At 69.2% G+C, this 18550-nt stretch carries 17 protein-coding genes and 1 pseudogene; 8 read left to right on the top strand and 10 right to left on the bottom strand.

Annotated features, from left to right (window positions below; all coding sequences use genetic code 11):
- The first annotated feature begins 87 nt into the window (after window positions 1–87).
- Window positions 88–1173, top strand: coding sequence for an S-(hydroxymethyl)mycothiol dehydrogenase (locus ABZV58_RS07325; RefSeq protein WP_354999310.1), 1086 nt, complete (start codon window positions 88–90; stop codon window positions 1171–1173).
- Window positions 1170–1796, top strand: coding sequence for an MBL fold metallo-hydrolase (locus ABZV58_RS07320; protein ID WP_354999309.1), 627 nt, complete (start codon window positions 1170–1172; stop codon window positions 1794–1796). Before ABZV58_RS07325 ends, ABZV58_RS07320 begins: the two co-directional genes overlap by 4 nt.
- A 78-nt stretch (window positions 1797–1874) precedes the next feature.
- Here ABZV58_RS07320 and ABZV58_RS07315 read toward each other — a convergent pair whose 3' ends face one another.
- From ABZV58_RS07315 to ABZV58_RS07275, 9 genes and pseudogenes are all read right to left on the bottom strand, one after another.
- Window positions 1875–2324: a DUF350 domain-containing protein gene (locus ABZV58_RS07315; RefSeq protein ID WP_354999308.1), complete on the bottom strand. Its 450-nt coding sequence runs from the start codon at window positions 2322–2324 to the stop codon at window positions 1875–1877.
- Window positions 2325–2363: 39 nt separating this feature from the next.
- Window positions 2364–3530: a glutathionylspermidine synthase family protein gene (locus tag ABZV58_RS07310; RefSeq protein WP_354999307.1), complete on the bottom strand. Its 1167-nt coding sequence runs from the start codon at window positions 3528–3530 to the stop codon at window positions 2364–2366.
- Window positions 3530–4231 (bottom strand): hypothetical protein, encoded by a 702-nt coding sequence (locus ABZV58_RS07305; protein ID WP_354999306.1) that lies wholly within the window; start codon window positions 4229–4231, stop codon window positions 3530–3532. The genes ABZV58_RS07310 and ABZV58_RS07305 overlap by 1 nt, the downstream gene beginning before the upstream one ends.
- A 31-nt stretch (window positions 4232–4262) precedes the next feature.
- Window positions 4263–4571 carry an acylphosphatase gene (locus tag ABZV58_RS07300; RefSeq protein WP_354999305.1) on the bottom strand — a complete coding sequence of 103 codons (309 nt, stop codon included), beginning with the start codon at window positions 4569–4571 and terminating at the stop codon, window positions 4263–4265.
- A gap of 137 nt (window positions 4572–4708) precedes the next feature.
- Window positions 4709–5176 carry an OsmC family protein gene (locus ABZV58_RS07295; RefSeq protein WP_354999304.1) on the bottom strand — a complete coding sequence of 156 codons (468 nt, stop codon included), beginning with the start codon at window positions 5174–5176 and terminating at the stop codon, window positions 4709–4711.
- A gap of 150 nt (window positions 5177–5326) precedes the next feature.
- Window positions 5327–6103 (bottom strand): response regulator, encoded by a 777-nt coding sequence (locus ABZV58_RS07290; RefSeq protein WP_354999303.1) that lies wholly within the window; start codon window positions 6101–6103, stop codon window positions 5327–5329.
- Between the two features lie 386 nt (window positions 6104–6489).
- Window positions 6490–9003: pseudogene (locus ABZV58_RS07285) on the bottom strand (sensor histidine kinase KdpD); the annotation flags it as partial.
- Window positions 9004–9074: 71 nt separating this feature from the next.
- Window positions 9075–9233: a hypothetical protein gene (locus ABZV58_RS07280; protein ID WP_354999302.1), complete on the bottom strand. Its 159-nt coding sequence runs from the start codon at window positions 9231–9233 to the stop codon at window positions 9075–9077.
- Between the two features lie 168 nt (window positions 9234–9401).
- A complete protein-coding gene (locus tag ABZV58_RS07275; RefSeq protein ID WP_354999301.1) occupies window positions 9402–10847 on the bottom strand; it encodes a protein kinase in 1446 nt (481 codons plus the stop codon).
- Between the two features lie 187 nt (window positions 10848–11034).
- Between ABZV58_RS07275 and ABZV58_RS07270 the strand changes: the two genes are divergently transcribed.
- From ABZV58_RS07270 to ABZV58_RS07255, 4 genes are read left to right on the top strand one after another with little or no spacing between them, the layout of a single operon-like run.
- Window positions 11035–11313 carry a potassium-transporting ATPase subunit F gene (locus tag ABZV58_RS07270; protein WP_354999300.1) on the top strand — a complete coding sequence of 93 codons (279 nt, stop codon included), beginning with the start codon at window positions 11035–11037 and terminating at the stop codon, window positions 11311–11313.
- On the top strand, window positions 11314–12984 hold the full coding sequence (kdpA, locus tag ABZV58_RS07265) for a potassium-transporting ATPase subunit KdpA (RefSeq protein ID WP_354999299.1): 1671 nt from the start codon (window positions 11314–11316) through the stop codon (window positions 12982–12984).
- Window position 12985: 1 nt separating this feature from the next.
- Window positions 12986–15139 carry a potassium-transporting ATPase subunit KdpB gene (gene kdpB / locus ABZV58_RS07260; RefSeq protein WP_354999298.1) on the top strand — a complete coding sequence of 718 codons (2154 nt, stop codon included), beginning with the start codon at window positions 12986–12988 and terminating at the stop codon, window positions 15137–15139.
- Window position 15140: 1 nt separating this feature from the next.
- Window positions 15141–16025 carry a potassium-transporting ATPase subunit C gene (locus ABZV58_RS07255; protein ID WP_354999297.1) on the top strand — a complete coding sequence of 295 codons (885 nt, stop codon included), beginning with the start codon at window positions 15141–15143 and terminating at the stop codon, window positions 16023–16025.
- Window positions 16026–16121: 96 nt separating this feature from the next.
- On the opposite strand, the gene ABZV58_RS07250 is transcribed toward ABZV58_RS07255, so the two are convergent.
- Window positions 16122–16643, bottom strand: a complete 522-nt coding sequence (locus ABZV58_RS07250) for a hypothetical protein (RefSeq protein ID WP_354999296.1) — start codon at window positions 16641–16643, stop codon at window positions 16122–16124.
- A 189-nt stretch (window positions 16644–16832) separates the two neighbouring features.
- On the opposite strand from ABZV58_RS07250, the gene ABZV58_RS07245 reads away from it, so the two are divergent.
- Window positions 16833–17273, top strand: coding sequence for a carboxymuconolactone decarboxylase family protein (locus ABZV58_RS07245; protein ID WP_354999295.1), 441 nt, complete (start codon window positions 16833–16835; stop codon window positions 17271–17273).
- A gap of 61 nt (window positions 17274–17334) precedes the next feature.
- Window positions 17335–18423, top strand: coding sequence for a winged helix DNA-binding domain-containing protein (locus tag ABZV58_RS07240; protein ID WP_354999294.1), 1089 nt, complete (start codon window positions 17335–17337; stop codon window positions 18421–18423).
- Window positions 18424–18550: the final 127 nt, after the last annotated feature.

Here is an 18550-nt window from a genome sequence, read left to right as displayed (position 1 = left end):
CTTCACCGGACACCTCCCCGCGCGGCGCGCGGCACGGCAAGATGGATCGGGTGCCGACGGCGGCATGCGAGCTTCGAGGAGGATTTCGTGTCCGAAACCGTGCGCGGCGTCATCGCCCGAGCCATCGGCGCTCCGGTCGAACTGGTCGACGTGGTCGTTCCCGATCCCGGTCCGCACGACGTGGTCGTGCGTGTCCAGTCCTGCGGCGTCTGCCACACGGATCTGCACTACCGCGAGGGCGGCATCAACGACGAATTCCCGTTCCTGCTCGGCCACGAGGCGGCGGGTGTGGTGGAAACCGTCGGCGCGGCGGTCACGCACGTGGCCCCCGGCGATTTCGTGGTGCTGAACTGGCGCGCCGTCTGCGGCGAGTGCCGCGCGTGCAAACGCGGACGCCCCTGGTACTGCTTCGCCAGTCACAACGCGAGCAAGAAGATGACGCTCACCGACGGCACCGAACTGAGCCCCGCGCTGGGCATCGGCGCCTTCGCCGACAAGACGCTGGTGCACGAAGGACAGTGCACCAAGGTCGATCCCGAGGCCGACCCCGCCGTCGCCGGCCTGCTCGGCTGCGGCGTGATGGCGGGCATCGGCGCCGCCATGAACACCGGCAACGTCTCGCGCGGCGACACCGTCGCGGTGATCGGCTGCGGCGGTGTCGGCGACGCCGCCATCGCGGGCGCCCGGCTGGCCGGTGCCCGCACCATCGTCGCGATCGACCGCGACCCGCGAAAGCTGACCTGGGCCAAGGAGTTCGGCGCCACCCACACCGTCGACGCCAGTACCGAGGACGTGGTGAGTCGCGTCCAGGAACTCACCGACGGTTTCGGCGCCGACGTGGTGATCGACGCGGTCGGCCGCCCGGAGACCTGGAAACAGGCCTTCTACAGCCGCGATCTCGCGGGCACCGTCGTGCTGGTCGGCGTCCCCACCCCCGACATGACCATCGAGATGCCGCTGATCGACCTGTTCTCCCGCGGCGGCGCGCTGAAGTCCTCCTGGTACGGCGACTGCCTGCCGGAGCGCGACTTCCCGATGCTCGTCGACCTGTACCGGCAGGGCAGGCTGCCGCTGGACCGCTTCGTCACCGAGCGGATCGCGCTCGACGAGGTGGAGCGCGCCTTCGCCGCCATGCACGCGGGCGAGGTGCTGCGCTCGGTGGTGGTCTGGTGAGCGCGCGCATCGACCGGGTGGTCACCTCGGGCACCTTCTCGCTGGACGGCGGCACCTGGGCGGTCGACAACAACGTCTGGCTGGTCGGCGACGACCGCGAGGTGCTCGTGGTGGACGCGGCGCACGATGCCGACGCCATCGTCGCCGCGGTCGGCGGGCGGCACGTCGTCGCGGTGCTGTGCACGCACGGCCACAACGACCACGTCACCGTCGCGCCGGAACTCGCCGAGCGCCTGGACGCGCCCGTCCTGCTGCATCCCGGCGACGAACCGCTGTGGCGGATGACCCATCCGGACGCCGACTACCGCTCGCTCGCCGACACGGCGCGAATCTCGGTGGCTGGCACCGAGATCGAGATCCTGCACACGCCGGGCCATTCGCCCGGCTCGGTCTCCCTCTACCTGCCGGAGCTGCACGCGCTGTGCACCGGCGACACGCTCTTCGCCGGAGGCCCCGGCGCGACCGGCCGCTCCTACTCCGACTTCGACACCATCATCGATTCCATCCGAGACCGCCTGCTCACGCTGCCCGAGGAGACGACGGTGCACACCGGCCATGGCGAGGGCACCACCATCGGCGCGGAGAAGCCGTCGCTGGCCGACTGGATCGCCCGCGGGCACTAGCGACTCGGATGTCGGTCACTGGGCGAACCGGACGCGGAGCCGGGCCGTCGCCCGCACGACTCGCCGCGCTGGAATCGGTCAGAGAATGGCGACCGCGACCACCAGGCCGAGCGCGAAGTGGGCGGCCGCCACCACGAGCACCTCGGTGGTGAACTTCTCCGCGTGCAGCGCGGTGCCGATGTCGATGCCGAGCACGCGCTCGACGACCCGCACCGAGATCACCTGGGCGATGATGCCGACCAGACCGAACACCAGCGCGGCGATCAGGCCCTCGGCGAGCTTGCCGCCCGCCGCGAAGATCGCGAGCACCACGATGAACGCCATGCTCAGCATGCCCGCCGCCGTGACGATGATCGCGTTGGGCTTGCCCTGGGCCACCATCCCGCGCAGCTTGCCGGGGGTGGTCAGGTCGATGGCGTAGAAGCCGACGAGCATCAGCGCGAGGCCGACGAGCGCGTAGAGGATGATCGCCCCTACGCCTTCGCCGAGCGCGCTCCAGTACCCCGATTCGAGGGCGACTGCGGTCATCGTGGTCCTTCCGGAAGTGGTCCCTACTGGGTGAATGGTCTATTCGGTGGGTATGCGGTGCGGGACGAACGCCGCGGCGTCGTCGGTGATCAGTCCCGCGGTCTCCCGGATGCCGAGGCCCGCGGAAGCGTCGCCGACGATCCAGGCGCCGAGCACAGGCCGCATGTCGTCGAATTCCGGCAGCGGGTCGAGCAATTGGTACACGAACCCCTCGGCGCCGTAGACGCCGCCGGTGGCGGTCTCCAAGCCCGCGCCGACGATCGTCATATTGGCGCCCTCACGGCCGAGCTTCGGTTTGCGAATATATTCGGTGAGCTCGTTGGGCTGGTCGAGATAGGCGGGCAACAGATTCGGATGCCCGGGATACATCTCCCACAGAATCGCCAGGATCGCCTTGTTGCTGAGCAGTGTCTTCCACAGCGGCTCGATCCACATGGTCTGCGGCAGGCTCTGCACCACACGCTTGCCGAAATCGTCGTCGAGCACCCACTCCCAGGGGTAGAGCTTGAAGACGGACTCGATCGGCGCCTCGGCCAGATCGACGAAACGCTCCAGCTCCGTGTCGAATCCGACTTCCTCGATGGGCAGCGCGATGGTGTCGAAGCCCGCCTCGGCGGCGGTCTCCTGCATGTAGGCCGTCGTGACGTTGTCCTCGCCGGTGGCGTCGGCGGAGGACCAGGTGAAATGCAGCTGCGGGGAGGGCAATTGGTCGCGCAACTCACCCCAGCGCTCGACCAGCTTCTCGTGCAACGAGTTCCACTGGTCGTCGTCGGGATACTGCGCGGTCAGCCAGTGCCACTGCACGATCGCCGCCTCCAGCAGCGAGGTCGGCGTATCGGCGTTGTACTCCAGCAGTTTCGCCGGGCGGCGCGCGTCGTAGCGCAGGTCGAAGCGGCCGTACACGTGCGGGTCACCGCGACGCCAGGATTCGGCGATCGGCTCCCAACTCCATTCCGGCAGGCCGAAATCCCGGAACCGCTCGGTGAGCACGACGTGCTCGACGGCGTTCAGGCACATCGAGTGCAGCAGTTCGACATCGGCCTCGAGCGCGAGGATCTCCGGCATGTCGAACTCGTAGTGCACCGACTCGTCCCAGTACGGGCGCGGCTGGCCGCTGGCGTCGCGGCCCGGGGCGCCGTAGACCAAGCCCTGCCCCTCGATGATCCGCTTCCAGTCCTGGCGCGGCGTGCCGCGGACTCGACGCATCAGGAACCACCGCCGCCGGTGCTCTTGCTGCCCAGTCCGCCGCGCTGGATGGTGGTGCCGGACTTGGTGGTGATCTGGGCCCCCTTGGGTTTCAGCGTGGAGCCGCCGACGGGCGGCTTGCCGACGGTGTTGTTGCCGCCGTAGTAGTAGCGGTACTGCGGGCCGCCGCCGTAGATGATGATCGGGCCCGCGTGGCCGTGCGAGCCGCCGCCGCTGTCGTCGACGAAGCCCGTCGTGCCGGGCGTGCAGTACTTGTCCTCGACGACGATCTCCTGGCCGTTCTCGTTCTTCACGCAGTAGGCGGTGACCTCGTCGGGCGCGGTGAGCGCCCGGTACGCCAGATAGCCGCCGCCGACGAGACCCGCGACGCCGACGATGGCGACGCCGCCGATCAGCACGCGCTTGCGGGTCCGCTTCTTGGCCTCGGCCGCCGCTTCGGCCGCGCGCTGCGCCTCGGCGGCGCGTTTGCGCGCCTTGTCCCTGGCGCGCGCCTCGGCCACGGTCGGCGGGCGGGGCTGGGTGACGCCGGGTTCCTGACGGTGAATACGGCCCGGTCGAGGACCGGGCGGCGGTCCCTGCTCACTCGGCCCCGGCAGGTCCGGCGGCTCCGGCACGTTCAGCTCAGGGGTGGTCCACTCCGGTTGCTCGGCGGGCTCCTCGGGACGCCGCTGGTCCCCGTCGCCCGGGTTCTGCGTGCTCACCGATCTCTCCCCATGGCCGTCGGATCCACCACTAGCGCTCCTCGAATCCGGTCGAATCACCCCGCGGAGGCTCCCAGCTTTCCACAACCAAAGTCACCCGGCCAGGCGTATCACCCGATCGCAGCAGTTCCAGCAAACGCTCGCACGCCGCGCGGGTGCCCTCCGCGATCACGTGCACGCGTCCGTCGGGGGCGTTCCGCGCGGAACCGACCAGACCGAGTTCCAGCGCACGCGACCGTGTCCACCAGCGGAAACCGACGCCCTGCACCGTGCCGTGCACCCAGGCGCCGAGCCGGACCCGGTCGGTGGATTCGGCCGCGCCGTGCGGAGTCTCAGTCATCCGCTCAGAATGCCGTACCGATCGCCGCGCGCGGCGCAGGGGGCCGGACATGCCGAGCGCCCGGCCGCAGAAAGGTGCGGACGGGCGCTCGGGAACGGTTCGGGCGTAGCGCGATGCGCACTTCGCCGGCAGTGCTGTCAGGAGTCGATGTCGAAGGCGAGCGTGACCTTGGTGCCCGCCTTCAACGTGCGGCCCACGGTGCACACCTTGTCGATGGCGCGCTGCACGGTGACCAGCAGCCGCTCGCGCGCCTCCTCGTCGAGCTCGCTCAGGTCGAGCTCGAACACCTCGTCCAGCTGCGGGTAGACCTCGTTCTCCCGGTCGGCGTCGCCCGCGACGTGGATGGTCGCGTCGAAGTTGTCACCCAGCTTGCGCGAGAGCGGGAAGTCCGCGCTCAGGCCGGAGCAGGCGGCCAGCGCGATCTTCAGCAGCTCGCCGGGCGTGAACACACCGGGCACGCCCTGCGATCCGATCAGCACCTCGGCGCCGCGGGAGCTGCGTCCGGTGTACGCGCGGGTGCCGGTGCGCTCGACCCAGAGGGTGGTCGGCTCCACGGTGGTAGACGCCGTGGCGCCGGTCGCGGGGGCAACGGTTGGTTCAGCCATGGGTTCGATCCTGCCATCTTCGTCGGGAACGGCTCACGCCTGCCAACAGCGTGCGAGCGGACGCCATTCCTGGGTGCGACCGCGGCCACATCGGCCATCCGACGCCGTGCGTCGACGGCCCACGCCTGTCCGAGGAAGGCGCGGCTCCGCTCAGACCTGGAAGCGATACCCCATGCCCGCCTCGGTCAGCAGGTGCTTCGGCCGCGACGGATCGTCCTCCAGCTTGCGGCGTAGCTGCGCGAGATAGACCCGCAGATAGTGGGTTTCGGTCGCGTAGGACGGCCCCCACACCTCGCGCAGCAGTTCCTTGCGGCCGACGAGTTTGCCCTTGTTGCGGACCAGCATCTCGAGCATCCCCCACTCGGTCGGCGTGAGATGGACGGCCGCGCCGTCCTTGGTGACCTGCTTGGCGGACAGGTCGACGGTGAACGAATCGGTGACCACCACCGGATCGGACGTCTCGCCGTCGGTGGCGCCGCGGCGCACGGCGGCACGCAGCCGGGCCAGCAGTTCGTCCATGCCGAACGGCTTGGTCACGTAGTCGTCGGCGCCCGCGTCGAGCGCCTCCACCTTGTCGGTCGAGTCGGTGCGCGCCGAGAGCACGATGACCGGCGCGCTGGACCACCCGCGCAGTCCGCCGAGCACCTCGATGCCGTCCATGTCGGGCAGCCCGAGGTCGAGGATGACCACGTCGGGGTGCTTGTCCGCGGCCGCGCGCAGTGCGGCGGCGCCGGTGCCCGCGGTGATCACCTCGTAGCCGCGCACCGACAGGTTGATCCGCAGCGCGCGCACGATCTGCGGCTCGTCGTCGACCACGAGCACCTTGGTCGGCGGCGGCTTCGACGCTTCGGCCTCCGGCCTGACGTCGCTCACCACGAATTCCCGTGCGGCCAGATCCGTTTCACCACGTTCCACCACCTTCGTCATCCTGGCGTACCCCCGGCCCGCGCCGCGCCACCGCCGTCTCTACCATCCTCCCCGGCCCCGACACGCTCCCCCGAAGCCGCGCCGGACGACTCGCGACCGACCCCGGCCGGGCGCCATTCGCTCGCCGCGATCCCGCCGCCCGCCGCTGACTCCGACGACGGCGCTGACGCCGAACCGCTTCCCCCCGGCACCTCGACCTCGCTCGTCGCCCCGCCGCCGTCGACGCCGACCGCCGACCCGGGCTCTGGCGCCGCACGGTTACGCTCCGACACCTCGGCCGCACTCGGCCTCTCGCCCCCGTCGAGGCCGACCGCCGACGCCACCTCGGCCGCGCCTCGTGCGTCCGCGCTTTCCGAACCGGCCGTCCACGCTTCGGCCCGCACCTCCGCCGCCTCTTCCGCGACCGGCGCAGCCGACTCCGCCGCGGGCAGATCGACCAGCATCGTCAACCCACCGCCCGGCGTCGGTTCGGCGTGCACCACGCCGCCCATCGCCTCGACGAAACCGCGCACCACCGAGAGCCCGAGGCCGACGCCGGTGGTGTTGTCCCGATCGCCCAGCCGCTGGAACGGTTCGAAGAGCTGCTCCTCCGCGCCGGGCGGCACCCCGGGTCCGCGGTCGACCACCGCGATCGCGACATGGTCACCAGCACGTTCGGCGGTCACCCGCACCGGGCTGTCGGGCGGTGAGTGGCGGATCGCGTTGTCGATCAGATTGGCGAGCACGCGCTCCAGCAGACCCGCGTCGGCCAGCGCCGACACCTCGCCGACGGACACCTCCACCCGGTTCATCGCCGCGCGGCGCAGACCGCGGGCGCCCATCCCGACGCTCACCAATGCGCGGTGCACCACCTCGTCCATGTACACCTGCCGCAACTGCGGGCTGACCACGCCGACCGCCAGCCGCGAGGAGTCGAGCAGGTTGCCGACCAGCGCGGTGAGCTGGTCCACCGATTCCTCGATGGTCTCCAGCAATTCGGTGGTGTCCTCCGGCGAGAACTCGATGTCGTCGCTGCGCAGACTGGATACCGCGGCTTTCGCGCCCGCCAGCGGCGTCCGCAGATCGTGGCTCACCGCAGAGAGCAATGCCCGGCGCAACCGGTCCGCCTCGAGCAGCGCCGCCGCGGCGCCCGCCTCCTCGGCGAGCCTGGCCTGGCGCACCAGTCCCGCCGCCTGGTTGGCCACCGCGTTGAGCACCGGAAGGTCCGCCGCGTCGAGCGTGCGTCCGGCGAGCAGCAGCAGGCTTGTGCCGTCCCCCGCCTCGATGACGGTGTCGGCCGCACCCTGCTCCCCGGGCGGTTCCGTGCCGACCTCAGCGACGACGGCGCCGCCGTGCACCATGCTCACCGCCCGCAGCCCGAACGTCTCGCGCACCTGTTCGAGCAGATTGGGCAGGTCCGCGCCGTGCAGCACCGCACCGGCGAACATGGTCAGCAGCTCGGCCTCGCGGGAGGCCTTGCGCGCCTGCCGCGTTCGCTTGGCGGCGACGTCCACCAGCGCCGCCACCGCGAGGGCGACGATCAACATCACCACCACCGTGACGAAGTTGTCCGGTTCGGCGATGGTGAGGCTGTAGCGCGGATCGGTGAAGAACCAGTTCAGCAGCAACCCCGACAGCAGTGCCGAGAACGAGGCGGGCAGCACACCGCCGAGCAGCGCGACCGCCACTACCCCGATGAAGAACACCGCGCTGAGCCCGCCCAGCTGCAGGTGGGCGTCGAGCACGGTGGCGCTGAGCACGCACACCAGCATCGGGACCAGGAGGGCAGCGGTCCAGGCGAGAGCGGGCTGACGCGGCACCAGTCCGCGCCAGCGCACGCCGTTATGGGCCTCCTCGTGGGTGACCATGTGCACGTCGATCTTCCCGGAGCGCTGCACGACGGCCGAGCCGATGCCCTCGTCGAAGATGCGCGCCCACCGGGAACGCCGCGAGGTACCGAGCACCAGCTGGGTCGCGTTCACCTCGCGGGCGAACTCCAGCAGCGTGCCGGGCACGTCGTCACCGGTGACGGTGTGCAGCGAGGCGTCCAGGCTGGCCGCGAGTTCGCGCAGCCGAGCGAGCCGCTCGGTCGAGACGCCCGCGAGCCCGTCCCCACGCACCACGTGCACGACGACGAGATCAGCGCTGGATTTCGTCGCGATCCGGCTCGCCCTGCGCACGATCGTCTCCGACTCCGGCCCGCCGGTCACCGCGACGACGACGCGTTCGCGCGCCTCCCACAGCTCGGTGATGTGGTGGTCGGCACGGTATTTCGCCAGCGCGGCGTCGACCTGGTCGGCCAGCCACAGCAGCGCGAGTTCGCGCAGCGCCGTGAGATTGCCCGGCCGGAAATAGTTGCGCAGCGCGGCGTCCACCTTGTCGGCCGCGTAGACGTTGCCGTGCGAAAGCCTGCGCCGCAGCGCCTCCGGCGTGATGTCCACCAGCTCGACCTGTTCGGCGCCGCGGACGACGGCGTCCGGGACCGTCTCGCGCTGCTGGATGCCGGTGATCCGCTCGACGACGTCGTTGAGGCTCTCCAGGTGCTGAACGTTGACCGTCGAGATGACGTCGATGCCCGCGGCGAGCAATACCTCGATGTCCTGCCAGCGCTTCTTGTTGGCGCTGCCCGGCGTGTTGGTGTGCGCGAGTTCGTCCACCAGCACGACCGCGGGCGCGCGCCGCAGCACCGCGTCCACATCGAGTTCCGGGAACCGCGCGCCGCGGTATTCGATGAACTTCGGCGGTATCCGCTCGATACCCGCCAGCAACACCTCGGTCCTGGCCCGGCCGTGCGTCTCGACCACCGCGGCCACCACATCGCGACCGCGCCCCAGCCGCCGGTGCGCCTCGCCGAGCATGGCGTACGTCTTGCCGACGCCCGGCGCGGCACCGAGGTAGATGCGTAGTCGACCGCGTTTCACTTGTCCATCATCGCTCTTCCGAGCAGCCACGCCGCGAATCCCTCGAATCAGTCGGCGCGCTGCGTCGACCCTCACGCATCGACGGTCCGCGCGGCGTCCCGCGGCCGTACGCGCCGGCCCCCGACGGTCGCCCGCCGCGGCCCGACCGCCTCCCCGCGCAGCGCGAACCCCCGAATGACCAGCGCGCAGCACACGAATCCGAGCAGCACCGCGATGGTGACGGTCGACATATCGATCCTCTCCACAGAACAAGAAGGGCACCGGTTGCGCTGAAAGCCCCGCCTGGCCGGCCACTACACGAATACCGCCGTCACCGCCGTCCACCACGCGTCTTTACGGTCTCTTGACGCTCTCCGCCCCGTCCTTGACGCCATCCTTGTGGTCGGTCGAAAGCGGTTTCAGCGCCGCCTTCTCGCACTCCGGATGGCGGCGCGGTGGGCGATCCAGCGGCCGGTGGAGCGGGCTGAGGCACAGATGAGCACAGTGCCGAAAAAGAGGAAACCGAGAACGGAAGGCCCCAATGGGTCGCCGTTCTTCGTCACTATGGCCGCACCGATACCGAAGGTAGCCAGCAGTACGGCGATAGCTGAAGAGACGATTGCCAGGACACGGCCGACCCGGGTGGCCATGAACAGCAGTAGTCCGGAACCGCCCGACAGCACCGTGACGATTCCGACGACCACGAGCGCGAGGAACGACTCCGCCGCACCATCGGAACGGGTCTCGACCATTTCGCTTGTCTCGATCGCGCCGAGAACGAAGAGGGCGCCACTGAGCAATCCGACGAGCGTCATGAGCAGTCCCGCGACCACCGCGGCGGCCTTCGACGGGGCCGGGTCGTGCGGTCCGGCCCAACCCGGCCAGGGATAACCGCCTGCGGCAGCCAGCGGGTGCGGCCCGGCCATCGGGACCGGCCCACCGGGCGTCGGCCATGCCGCGGGATCGACCCGCTGCTCCGGTCGCCGATCCTCGACCGGGTGTACCGTCGGCGCCGCGGGCATCACGACATGCTTGCCCTCGAGCACATCCCGAAACGCGGTCGTGAATTCCGAACAGCTGCCGAACCGTTCGGCACGCTGCTTGGCCATGGCGCGGGCCAGGACGGCGTCCACGGCGGGCGGCAGATCCGGGCGCGTGGCGGTGAGCCGCGGCACCGGCTTCGAGAGATGGCCCATGACGACCTGGCCGGGGTTGGTGGCCGCATAGGGCGGATGTCCGCTGAGGATGGCGAACAGCGTGCAGGCCAGGGAATACTGATCGCTGCGCTCGTCGACCACCTCGCCCGACAGCTGCTCCGGCGATCCGTAGGCGATGGTGGCGGTGAAGGTGCCGGTGGCGGTGAGGTGGGTGTTGGCGTCGGTGAGCCGGGCGATACCGAAATCGGTGAGTACCGAATGTGATTCGCGGCCACCTGCGGCGTCGGCGAAGAGGATGTTGGCGGGTTTGACGTCACGGTGCAGCACAGCCCGGCTGTGCGCGTAGTCGAGTGCCGCCGCCGTCTCCCCGATCAGCCGGGCCGTCGTCGTCACCGGCTGCGCTCGACCATTCCACGCCGAGGCGTCCATGCCGCGGATGTACTGCATCGCGATCCACAGATGCCCCTGCTCCGCACCTCGATCGAACACCCCGACGATCCCCGGATGCTCCAGCCGCGCAACGACATCGGCCTCCAGCTCGAACCGCCGAGTCAGCTCGGGATCGGTGGAAACCTGCTGGTGCAACAGCTTCAACGCGACGCTGCGCGGCAACCGCGGATGCCGAGCCAGATAGACGGTCCCCATTCCGCCCTGCCCGAGCACCCCTTCGAGCCGATAGCCGGCGAAGGTAGCACCCACCCCCAACACGACCGCTCCTTCCGCACGCCTTCGACACCGTGACGCTACCGCACCCTTCTGCTCCGGCTCGGCGCGGAACGGGCGGGCGGACGCCGATCACCACGGGTCGCCCCGTCGAGGCGATGTGTGTGGCAGGGGTGCGGCCCGCACGTTTACGACCGGTTCGTCCAGCGACCCGCCCGTTAACGGATCGTCAATGCCGAGGCACGAGGCGCTAAGAACCCGTCAGGGAGGCGGCCTGCCACGACGAACGAGCGTTGTACTCGCTGTGCGCTCCACATCCGGGAGCGCAAGGAGGTCGGAAAGTCATGTCTGTCGTGGTGTTCACGGCGCTCACGATCGCGGTGTTCGCACTGCTGGGTCTGATTCAACGAGGGGTGGAGAAGCTGTGACCGCGAACCTGATCGGTCTCGCGCTCGCCGTTCTCGTCGCCGTCTACATGGTGGCGGCCCTGCTCTTCCCCGAGAGGTTCTAGGTGAACACGACAACCGCGGGGATCGTCTTCGTGGCGTCCCTGGTCTTGGCGCTGGTCCTGGTGCACGTCCCACTCGGCGACTACATGTACCGCGTCTACAGCAGCACAAAGCACTCCCGCGCGGAGCGGCTGATCTACCGCGCCATCGGCGCGAAGCCGGAAGTCGAGCAGACCTGGGGCGTCTACGCCCGCAGCGTCCTCGCGTTCTCGGCGGTCGGCATCCTGTTCCTGTTCTTCTTCCAGTTGATCCAGGACAAACTGCCGCTGCACCTGAACGATCCGGGCACCGAGATGACCCCGGCGCTGGCCTGGAACACCGCGGTCAGCTTCGTGACGAACACCAACTGGCAGAACTACTCCGGCGAATCCACCCAGGGGCACCTGGTGCAGATGGCCGGGCTCGCCGTGCAGAACTTCGTCTCGGCCGCGGTCGGCATGGCGGTCGCGATCGCGCTGGTGCGCGGTTTCGCCCGCAGGCACACCGGTGATCTCGGCAACTTCTGGGTCGACCTGGTGCGCGGCACGCTGCGCATCCTGCTGCCGATCGCGTTCGTCTTCGCGATCGTGCTGGTGGCGGGCGGCGTCATCCAGAACTTCCAGCTGCACGACCAGGTCGCGCGGACCTTGGCGGGCGCGGAGCAGACGATCACCGGCGGCCCGATCGCCAGCCAAGAGGTGATCAAGGAACTCGGCACCAACGGCGGCGGCTTCTACAACGCCAACTCCGCGCATCCCTTCGAGAACCCGACGACCTGGACGAACTGGATCGAGATCTTCCTGCTCCTGGTCATCGCCTTCTCGCTGCCGCGCACCTTCGGCCGGATGGTGGGCAGCTCCAAGCAGGGCTACGCGATCGTGGCGGTGATGGGCACGATCGCGCTGGCCAGCATCGCGCTGACCAACCTGTTCCAGCTGCAGCACCACGGAACCGTGCCGACGGCCATCGGCGCGGCCACCGAGGGCGTGGAAACCCGCTTCGGCGTGTCGAATTCGGCCACCTTCGCGGCTTCGACGACGCTCACCTCCACCGGTGCCGTGGACTCGTTCCACGATTCCTACACCAGCCTCGGCGGCATGATGGTGATGTTCAACATGCAGCTCGGCGAGGTCGCGCCCGGCGGCGTCGGCTCCGGCCTGTACGGCATGCTGATCCTCGCGGTGATCACCGTCTTCGTCGCGGGCCTCATGGTCGGACGCACACCGGAATACCTGGGCAAGAAGATCACGCCGCGCGAAATCAAGCTGGCCGCTTCGTATTTCCTCATCAGCCCGCTGCTGGTGCTGACGTTCACCGCGATCGCCATGGCGCTGCCCGGTCAGCGCGCGGGCATGCTGAACGGCGGGCCGCACGGCCTGTCGGAGGTGCTGTACGCGTTCACCTCGGCCGCCAACAACAACGGCTCCGCCTTCGCGGGCCTCACCGGCAACACCGAGTGGTACAACACCGCACTCGGCCTGGCCATGGTGCTCGGCCGGTTCCTGCCGATCATCTTCGTGCTCGCGCTCGCCGGATCACTCGCCAAGCAGGGCACCACGCCCGCGTCGATCGGCACGCTGCCGACCCATCGCCCGCAGTTCGTCGGGCTGGTGGTCGGCGTGACCGTGATCCTGGTCGCGCTCACCTTCCTGCCCGCGCTCGCGCTCGGGCCGCTCGCCGAAGGAATCCACTGACATGATCGGTACCGCAACCGAACCCGACATCCGGCCCGAGACAACGCCGGAACGCGGCGACCACAAGGTCGCCCGCGGCGTTCTCGACCCCGCCCTACTGCTCACCTCGCTGCCCGACGCCTTGCGCAAGCTGGACCCGCGCACGCTGTGGCGCAATCCGGTGATGCTGATCGTGGAGGTCGGCGCCGCCTGGTCGACCGTGCTCGCGATCGCCGATCCGAGCGTGTTCGCCTGGGCCATCGTGGTGTGGCTGTGGCTCACGGTGCTGTTCGCCAACCTGGCCGAGGCGGTCGCCGAGGGCCGAGGCAAGGCCCAGGCCGACACGCTGCGCAAGGCCAAGACCGACACGGTGGCGCGCCGCCTGGTCGACTGGTCGCCCGGCGCGCGGGTGGTCGAAGAGCGGGTCGCCGCACCCGAACTGCGTCGCGGCGACCACGTGGTGGTCGAGGCGGGGCAGGTCATCCCGGGCGACGGTGACGTCGTCGAAGGCATCGCCTCGGTGGACGAATCGGCCATCACCGGCGAATCCGCCCCGGTCATCCGGGAATCCGGCGGTGACCGTTCGGCCGTCACCGGCGGCACCACCGTGCTCTCGGACCGGATCGTCGTCCGCATCACCCAGGAGCCGGGGCAGAGCTTCATCGACAAGATGATCGCCTTGGTCGAGGGCGCGAGCAGGCAGAAGACGCCGAACGAGATCGCGCTGAACATCCTGCTCGCCGCGCTCACGATCATCTTCGTGTTCGCCGTCGTCACCTTGCAGCCGCTGGCCATCTTCTCGAAGGCGAACAACCCCGGCGTGCTGGACACGGCGGCGCTGAACGCCGACGGCATCACCGGGATCGTCATGGTCGCGCTGCTGGTCTGCCTGATCCCGACCACCATCGGCGCACTGCTGTCGGCGATCGGCATCGCGGGCATGGACCGGCTGGTGCAGCGCAACGTGCTCGCCATGTCGGGCCGCGCGGTCGAGGCCGCGGGCGATGTGAACACGCTGCTGCTCGACAAGACCGGAACGATCACGCTCGGCAACCGGCAGGCCTCGGATTTCCTTCCGATGCCCGGCATTCCGGACGACGAACTGGCCGACGCCGCGCAGCTGTCCAGCCTCGCGGACGAAACGCCGGAAGGCCGCTCGATCGTGGTGTACGCCAAGCAGGCCTACAACAAGCGCGAGCGCACCCCCGGCGAGCTGACCGGCGCGACCTGGGTGGAATTCACCGCGCAGACCCGCATGTCGGGCGTCGACCTCGCCGACGGTCATCGGCTGCGCAAGGGGGCGGCGAGCGCGGTGACCGAATGGGTGCGCGCCAACGGCGGTTCGGTGCCCGACGATATCGGCGTCATCGTGGACGGTATCTCCGCCTCCGGCGGCACTCCGCTGGTCGTCGGCGAGATCAACGACGGCGTCGCCCGGCTGCTCGGCGTGATCCACCTGAAAGACGTGGTGAAGCAGGGCATGCGGGAGCGCTTCGACGAGATGCGCAGAATGGGCATCCGCACCGTCATGATCACCGGCGACAATCCGTTGACCGCCAAGGCGATCGCGGACGAGGCGGGCGTCGACGACTTCCTCGCCGAGGCCACCCCCGAGGACAAGCTCGCGCTGATCAAGAAGGAACAGGACGGCGGACGCCTGGTCGCCATGACCGGCGACGGCACCAACGACGCCCCCGCCCTTGCCCAAGCCGACGTCGGTGTCGCGATGAACACCGGCACCTCGGCGGCCAAAGAAGCGGGTAACATGGTCGATCTCGACTCCGACCCGACCAAGCTCATCGAGATCGTGGAGATCGGCAAACAGCTGCTCATCACGCGCGGCGCGCTGACCACGTTCTCCATCGCCAACGACATCGCGAAGTACTTCGCCATCATCCCGGCGCTGTTCGTCGGGTTGTTCCCCGGCTTGGACCTGCTCAATATCATGCGCTTGGCCAGTCCGCAGTCGGCGATCCTGTCCGCGGTGATCTTCAACGCGATCGTCATCGTGGCGCTGATCCCGCTGGCGCTGCGCGGCGTGCGCTACCGACCGTCGCACGCGTCGAAACTGTTGAGCCGCAACCTGACCGTGTACGGCCTCGGCGGCATCGTCGCGCCGTTCGTCGGCATCAAGCTCATCGATCTCGTCGTCCACCTCCTCCCCGGGATGTCCTGACATGCGTATGTCCACTTGGATCCGGCAACACCTTGCCGCACTGCGCGCTCTGCTGGTGCTGACCGCGATCACCGGAATCGTCTATCCGCTGGCAGTTTTCGCGATCGGCCAACTGCCGGGGCTGAACGAGAAAGCCGACGGCTCGCTGCTCGAGTCGGACGGAAAAGTGGTGGGCAGCAGCCTGATCGGCCAGTCGTTCACCGACGCCGACGGCAACGCGCTCGCCCAGTACTTCCAGAGCCGCCCGTCCGCCGCCGGTGACGGCTACGACCCGCTGTCCACGGCGGCGAGCAACCTGGGACCCGAGGACATCATCGACCAGAACGTCTTCGATGCCGAGGGTCGAGCGAGCCTGCTGAGCACCGTGTGCGCGCGAAGCAAGGAGATCGGCGACCGTGAGGGGGTCGACGGTTCCCGTCCGTTCTGCACGAACGACGGTGTGGGCGCGGTGCTCTCGGTGATCGGTCCGCGCGACGCCAATGGCGAGATCTCGCGTCCGGTCCAGGTCATCAGCGTGAACCAGGCGTGCCCCGCCACGCCGTTCGTCGACGCCTACCACGGCGTGCGAGTCGAGTGCGCCGAGGAGGGGGTCGACTACTCGGTCGGCCGCCTCGTGCCGATTCGCGGCGACGCGCCCGCCGACCCGGTGGTTCCCGCCGACGCGGTCACCGCGAGCGGCAGCGGACTCGATCCGCACATCTCCCCCGCCTACGCGGAGCTCCAGGTGCCCCGGATCGCCAAGGAACGCAACGTTTCCGAGGAGGAGGTGCGCGCGCTCGTCGCGGCGCACACCGAGGGAAGGACCCTCGGGTTCCTCGGTGAGCCGCGGGTCAACGTGGTCGAGCTGAACCTCGACCTGGACAGCACGCACCCGTTCCGCGGCTGAGTTCCTGGCTCACCGCATCAGTAGCGGACAGCCCCGGCGCATCTGCGCCGGGGCTGTCCGCGTTTCGGCGGCGGAGCCACCGTCGAACAACCTGTCTCACACCGTGGTTCGAACGGTCAGGTCGTCCAGCAGGATCATGACCTCACCTTCTCGCTTGACGACGTCGGTCAGCCGGATCTTCAGCCCCTGGAGATCGGCGTCGGCGATCGCGTCGGCTGGTTCGTGACCGAGGCGCTGCCAGTCCGGGCCCGCGCTGATACTGCCGAGCGCCAACTCTCGCTCACCGTGTTCGCCGCCGAGGCGCGCGGACACCCGGATCGACGCGTGCGGCGAGCGCACCCACAGGTTCACCACCGCCAACCGACCGGCGATCGAGAACGACTGTCCCGGCTTCGCCACGAGCTCGACCTCGAGATCGGCCTCCGCCGACTTGACCAGCAGCACGAGCGCCCGGTGATCCTCGCCCGCGACGCCGTCGGCGTAGACGCCGGGCGTCTTGCTCGGCGCGCCCTCGGCGAACGTGGTGAGGTGCGTCCGGCCCGCCCCGTCCCCCGCGAGCTCCCACTTGTCCTTGTTCTCGAAGTCATCGAGCAGCACCTCGACCGATGCGTCCGACATCCCCGCTGTCCCTTCCCTGCGTCGCATCCCGCCGGACACCCTCCGGCTCGCCATGAACCCTACAAGTTCACCGGGCGCGCCCGCCGCGCGAGGACACGCGGCCGGGTCCGAAGCCCTTTCGATGTCACATTTCTCGGAGCCATCTCGTCTCACCGGGGTAAGGCGAAATCTCGACGAAAGGACGACCGCATGTCACGGATGAAGCTGCCGGAGCTCGCACCCGAGGTCTACCAGGCGTGGATCGCCGCCGAAGGCGCGATCCGGCGTGGGCCGCTGGACCCGATGATCCGGGAACTGGTGAAGATTCGCGCCTCGCAGATCAACGGGTGCCTGTACTGCATCGACATGCACACCACCGACGCGCGCCTGGCGGGCGAGACCGAGAAGCGCATCTTCCAGCTCGACGCCTGGCGCGAATCCTCGCTCTACACCGAGGCCGAGCGTGCCGCGCTGGCCTACGCCGAAGCCGTGACCCGCCTCGGTGAGCACGGCGTGAGCGACGAGATCTGGGCCGAGGTGGAGAAGCACTTCGAGGAGGGCGCGCGAGCGGGCTTGGTCGCGATCACCGCGATGATCAATCTCTGGAACCGGATCGGCGTGCCGCTGCGCATGCGACCCGAGCCGGTCTGACGGGCGGGCCCGACCGGGACGGACCGGTCGGATTGTCGGTGCCATCGGCCAGGATGGGGTCATGACGGAACTATCGCTACGCGAGCTGAACCGGACCCTGCTGCTGCGCCAGAAGCTGGTCGAGCGGGTGGATCTGACGCCGTTCGAGCTCGTCAGGCACCTCGTAGCGGTGCAGGGTCAGGAACCCAACTGGCCCTACATCGGCCTGTGGACGCGCCTGGCCGAGTTCCGGCACGACGATCTCGCCGCCCTGCTGCGCGATCGAGAGCTGGTGCGCTCCACCATGATTCGCCGCACCGTGCATCTGGCCGACGGCGCCGACTTTCGCTGGCTGCGCCCCACCGTGCAGCCGATCGTCGACGCGGCGCTGAAAGCCGCGTACTACCGCGAGGAGATCGACGGCATCGATCTGGTCGAGCTCGCCGCCGCGGGCCGCGAACTGCTGGCCGGAAAGCAGTTGAGCCGCGGCGATTTCGGCAAACTGCTCGCCGACCGGTTTCCGGATCGGCATGTCCGCAGGCTCGCCGAGACCGTCGAATTGCTCGTCCCCCTGGTGCACGGCCCGGACACCGGGACGTGGGGCCGGTGGCGCAACCGCTACGTCACCGTGGGTCTGGCCGAGGAGTGGATCGGCGCGCCGATGGCAGAGCCCGACCCCGCCGCGCTCATCCGGCGCTATCTCGCCGCCTTCGGTCCGGCGACCGTGGCGGACATGCAGGCATGGGCGGGCATCACCCGGCTCGCCGAGGTGGTCGACGAGATGCGCTCGGAGCTCGTGGTCTACACCGACGACCGGCACCGCGTGTTGTTCGACCTGCCGGACGCGCCGCTGGCCGATCCGGAACTCGACGTCCCGGTGCGCTTCCTGCCCGCCTTCGACAACGCGCTGCTCGGCCACAAGGACCGCCGCAGGGTGATCAGCGAGGAGGATCGCCAGCGCACCGCGAAGGAAGCCTCGGCGGGCGTGCCGATGTACCTCGTCGACGGATTCGTGCACGGCCGCTGGGCGCTCGAGGACGACACCGTGCGCATCACGCCCTGGCATCCACTCTCCGCCGCGGACGAGGCCGCCCTCCGGGCGGAAGCTGTAAGTTTGCTGGAGTTCGCCACGCCCGACGGGCATGGAAAAATTTTTGTGGAGAGCGCATAAAAGCTCCGAAAAAACCGCTGCCGATAAGCACAAATTCGAGATGGAACTATCAGTCCGGTAACAGATCGAAGAAGATTTCCAGCAACTCCTTGGTTTGAGCCTCGCCAAACGAGGTACAACCCCTTCG

The sequence above is a fragment of the Nocardia sp. NPDC004654 genome (assembly GCF_040609595.1).
Taxonomy (GTDB): Bacteria; Actinomycetota; Actinomycetes; order Mycobacteriales; family Mycobacteriaceae; genus Nocardia.
The sequence above is the reverse complement of the archived record's forward strand: the minus strand, read 5'-3'. Positions and strand labels throughout refer to the sequence as shown.